The sequence below is a fragment of the Dactylosporangium salmoneum genome (assembly GCF_039532525.1).
GTDB classification, from domain to species: Bacteria; Actinomycetota; Actinomycetes; order Mycobacteriales; family Micromonosporaceae; genus Dactylosporangium; species Dactylosporangium salmoneum.
Genome location: NZ_BAAARV010000047.1, coordinates 12,987 through 17,020, shown reverse-complemented (window position 1 = coordinate 17,020; position 4,034 = coordinate 12,987). Strand labels below are relative to the sequence as shown.

The window sequence follows — 4,034 nt, the reverse complement described above, 5'->3', positions numbered from 1 at the left end:
AGGTCGATGCGTACGGGGGCGAGGGCGGCCCGATCGCTGCCGGTCGCGGCGTCGAGGAGCGCGAGGGCCTCGTCGTCGGCGAGCGGCACGATGCCGCTGCGGGAGAGCCGGGCCAGGTCACGCTCGTCGAGCCGCCCGGTGAGCCCGCTGGTGCGCGCCCACTGCCCCCACGCCAGCGAGTGCGCCGGCAGGCCGAGCGCCCGCCGGTGCGCCGCGAGCGTGTCGAGGAACGTGTTCGCCGCCGCATAGTTCCCCTGCCCCGGACTGCCGAACACCCCAGCAGCCGACGAGAACAACACGAACGCGGTCAGCTCGCCGGTCAGCTCATGCAGGTTCCACGCCGCATCCACCTTCGGCCGCAACACAGCGGCCAACCGCTCCGGCGTCAGCGACTCCACCACCCCGTCGTCGATCACACCGGCCGTATGGACCACCGCCCGGACCGACTCCGAGGCCAACAGCCGCTCAACCGCCGCCCGATCGGCGAGATCGCACGCGACGACCCGGGCCCCCAGCTCCGCGGCCAGTTCCTCGGCACCCGCCGCGTCCATGCCCGAACGGCTCACCAGCAGCAGGTCCCGCACCCCGTGCTCGCGCACGAGATGCCGGGCCACCAGGCCACCGAGCGTGCCGGTCCCACCCGTCACCAGAACCGTTCCATCGGTCGGCCAGACCGGCCCGGGCATCCGCAACACGATCTTCCCGACGTGTTTGGCCTGCCGCATGTACCGGAACGCCTCCCCCGCCCGCCGAATGTCGAACGCCGACACCGGCAGCGGCTCGAACGCCCCGACAATCTCGCCCAGCAGCTCCCCGATCCGGTCCGGCCCCGCCTCCAGCAGGTCGAAGGCCCGATACCCGGCCGGAGTGCCCGCGGTCCGGATGTCGGTCTTGCCCATCTCCAGGAACCGCCCACCCTCGGCCAGCAGACCGAACGACGCATCGACAAACTCACCCGCAAGCGAGTTCAGCACCACATCCATCGCCGGGAACCTCTCCGCGAACTCCAGATCCCGCGAGGACGCGATGTGGTCGTCGTCCAAACCCAGCCCCCGCAACGTGCCCCACTTCCCCGGGCTCGCCGTGGCGAAGACCTCCGCACCCCAATACCGGGCCAGCCGGATCGCGGCCATGCCCACACCGCCCGCGCCCGCGTGAATCAGCACCCGCTCACCGGCCTGCAGGTCACCGAGGTCGGCCAGCCCGTACCAGGCGGTCAGGTAACAGATGGGCACGGACGCCGCCCGCTCGAACGACCAGTCGTCCGGCACACGCACCAGCGTGCGGTGGTCCACCACGACGGTCGGCGCGAAGGCGTTGAAGACCAGGCCGGTCACCCGGTCGCCGACGGACAGCGCGGTGACGTCCGCCGCCGCCTCGGTCACGACGCCGGCCGCCTCGCTGCCCATGCCGATCTGGCCCGGCACCATGCCGAGGCCGACCAGCACGTCGCGGAAGTTCAGCCCCGCCGCCCGTACCGCCACCCGCACCTGCCCCGGCTCAAGCGGCGCCGCCGACTCCGGCGCCGGGACCAGCGCGAGGTCCTCGAGGGTGCCACCGCCACGAGTGTCGAGCCGCCACGGTCCCTCGGCCGGCGGGATCAGGCCGCGGGCGGGCGCCAGCCGCGGGACGAGGACCTGCCCCTGCCGGATCGCCATCTGCGGTTCGCCGGAGGACACCGCCCGCCGGACCATCTCCGGGGTCGCGCTGTCGTCGGCGTCGAGCAGCACGAGCCGGCCCGGCTGCTCCGCCTGGGCCGACTTCACCAGCCCCCAGACCGTCGACGCGGCGAGCCCGGGCGCGTCCTCGTCGCCGACCGCCACCGCCGAGCGGGTGACCAGCGCCAGCCGGGCCGATGCCGGGCGCTCCTCCCCCAGCCATTGCCGCACCAGGCCCAGAGCCTCGGTCACGACGCGGTGCGCGGCCGCGGGCACGTCCGCGCCGGGGTCCCCGACCTCGACGATGGTCACGTCGCTCACCCGGTCCGCCGTGGGCTCGGACGGCGCGGACCAGGCCAGCTCGTAGAGCGGGCTTGCGGGCCGCAGCCGCGCCAGCGACACCGGCCGCAGCACAAGGCCGCCCACCCTGGCCACGAACCGGCCGGTGGCGTCGGCGGCCGTGACCGCGTACGTGTCCGCGCCGCAGGGCGAGACCCGCACCCGCAGCGCCGTGGCGCCGACCGCGGCCAGCTCGACCCCGCGCCACTCGAACGGCAGCCGGGTCTGCTCCCGCAGCCGGTCCAGGCCCGCCAGCCCGACGACGTGCACGGCCGCGTCGAGCAGCGCCGGGTGCAGACCGAACTCCTCCGCGTCCCCGGGCAGCGCGACGTCGGCGTAGAGCTCGCCGCCGTCGCGCCAGGCGGCCCGCAGCCCCTGGAACGTCGGGCCGTAGGCGTACCCGGCGGCGGCCAGGGCGGGATAGAACCCGTCCAGCGCCAACGGTTCCGCCCCGGCCGGCGGCCACGCGGCGAGATCCTCGCGGGCGTCGCCGGACGGCTCGGCGGCGAGGGTGCCGCTCGCGTGCGCGGTCCACTCCGCGTCGTCGCCCGGTCGCGAGTGGACGGTCACCGCCCGCCGCCCACCTGCATCGGGTTCAGAAACCCAAACCTGCACCTGTACGGCGGAATCCCCGTCAAGCACCAACGGCGCCTGAATCGTCAGCTCCTCCACGACCGGGCACCCACACTCCCGACCCGCCCGCAACGCCAACTCCACAAACGCCGTACCCGGCAACAACACCGTCCCCGCCACCGCGTGATCGGCCAGCCACGGCTGCGCACCCAGCGAAACCCGCCCCGCCAACAGGTACGCGTCCGCCTGCGCCAGCCGAACCGCCGCGCCCAGCAGCGGATGCCCGGCGGCCTGCAGCCCGGCCGCGGCAACGTCGGCCGCCCCCGGCTCCGCGCTCAGCCAGAACCGCTCATGCTGGAACGGGTACGTCGGCAGCTCAACCCGCCGTCCGCCGCCGAGCCCGAAGTCGACCCCGATCCCCTGCGCCCACGCCTCCCCCAGCGAGGCAACCAGCCGCCGCAACCCACCGTCATCCCGCCGCAGAGTCCCCACCCCGAGCGCCAGCACCGGATGCGCACTGCACTCGACGAACCCGTCAAGCCCAAGCCCCCGCGCGGTATTCACCGCATCGTCAAACCGCACCGGCTGCCGAAGATTCGTGTACCAATATGTCCCATCCAACTGCGACATATCCATCACCCCGCCCGTCACGGCGGATATGAACGGAACCCGCCCAGATATCGGGCTCAGGCCTTCGAGATCGGCCAAGATCTGGTCGCGCAACTCCTCCACATGCGGCGTATGCGACGCATAGTCGACGGAGATCCGACGCACCCGGACGTCCTCACCGCAGGAAGCCACGAACTCGTCCAACGCCTCAACCGGACCAGCCACCACCGTCGCCGACGGACCGTTCATCGCCGCGATAGAGAGCCGGCCGTCGATCAGCTCACGCACCCGATCCACCGGCGCCGCAACCGACACCATCCCACCGCGACCCGCAATCGCCCGCAACGCCCTCGACCGCAACACCACAACCCGCGCACCATCCACAATGGACAACCCACCGGCAACCACAGCCGCGGCGATCTCACCCTGCGAATGACCAATCACGGCTGCGGGGGTTACTCCGTAGGACTCCCATACCGCAGCAAGCGACACCATGACCGCCCACAACACCGGCTGCACCACATCGACCCGCTCCAGCAACTCCGGATCGGTCAACGCATCCCGCAACGACCAGTCCACCAACGGAGCCAAAGCCCGCTCACACTCAGCGAACACCGGCGACGAAGCCAGCAGCTCGGTCGCCATGCCCACCCACTGCGAGCCCTGACCCGGGAAGACAAACACCGCTCGCCGCGGCTCACCGGCGAACCCTTCGAGCACGTTCGCCGCCGGATCGCCCGCGGCCAGCGCCGCCAGGCCGGACAGCGCCTCCGCACGGTCCGCGGCCACGACCACCGCCCGGTGCTCCAGAGCGGCCCGGCCCGAGGCCAACGAGAACGCCACGTCGGGCAGCCC

The 4,034-nt window shown here is 72.8% G+C and carries 1 protein-coding gene and 1 pseudogene; both read right to left on the bottom strand.

Annotation, left to right across the window (positions count from 1 at the left end):
• The coding region (locus ABD352_RS27695; RefSeq protein WP_344615430.1) for an SDR family NAD(P)-dependent oxidoreductase at positions 1-3,032 on the bottom strand (3,032 nt) is incomplete at its 3' end.
• 87 nt (positions 3,033-3,119) lie between these two features.
• Positions 3,120-4,022, bottom strand: a pseudogene (locus tag ABD352_RS57730) (acyltransferase domain-containing protein); the annotation flags it as partial.
• Positions 4,023-4,034 lie beyond the last annotated feature (12 nt).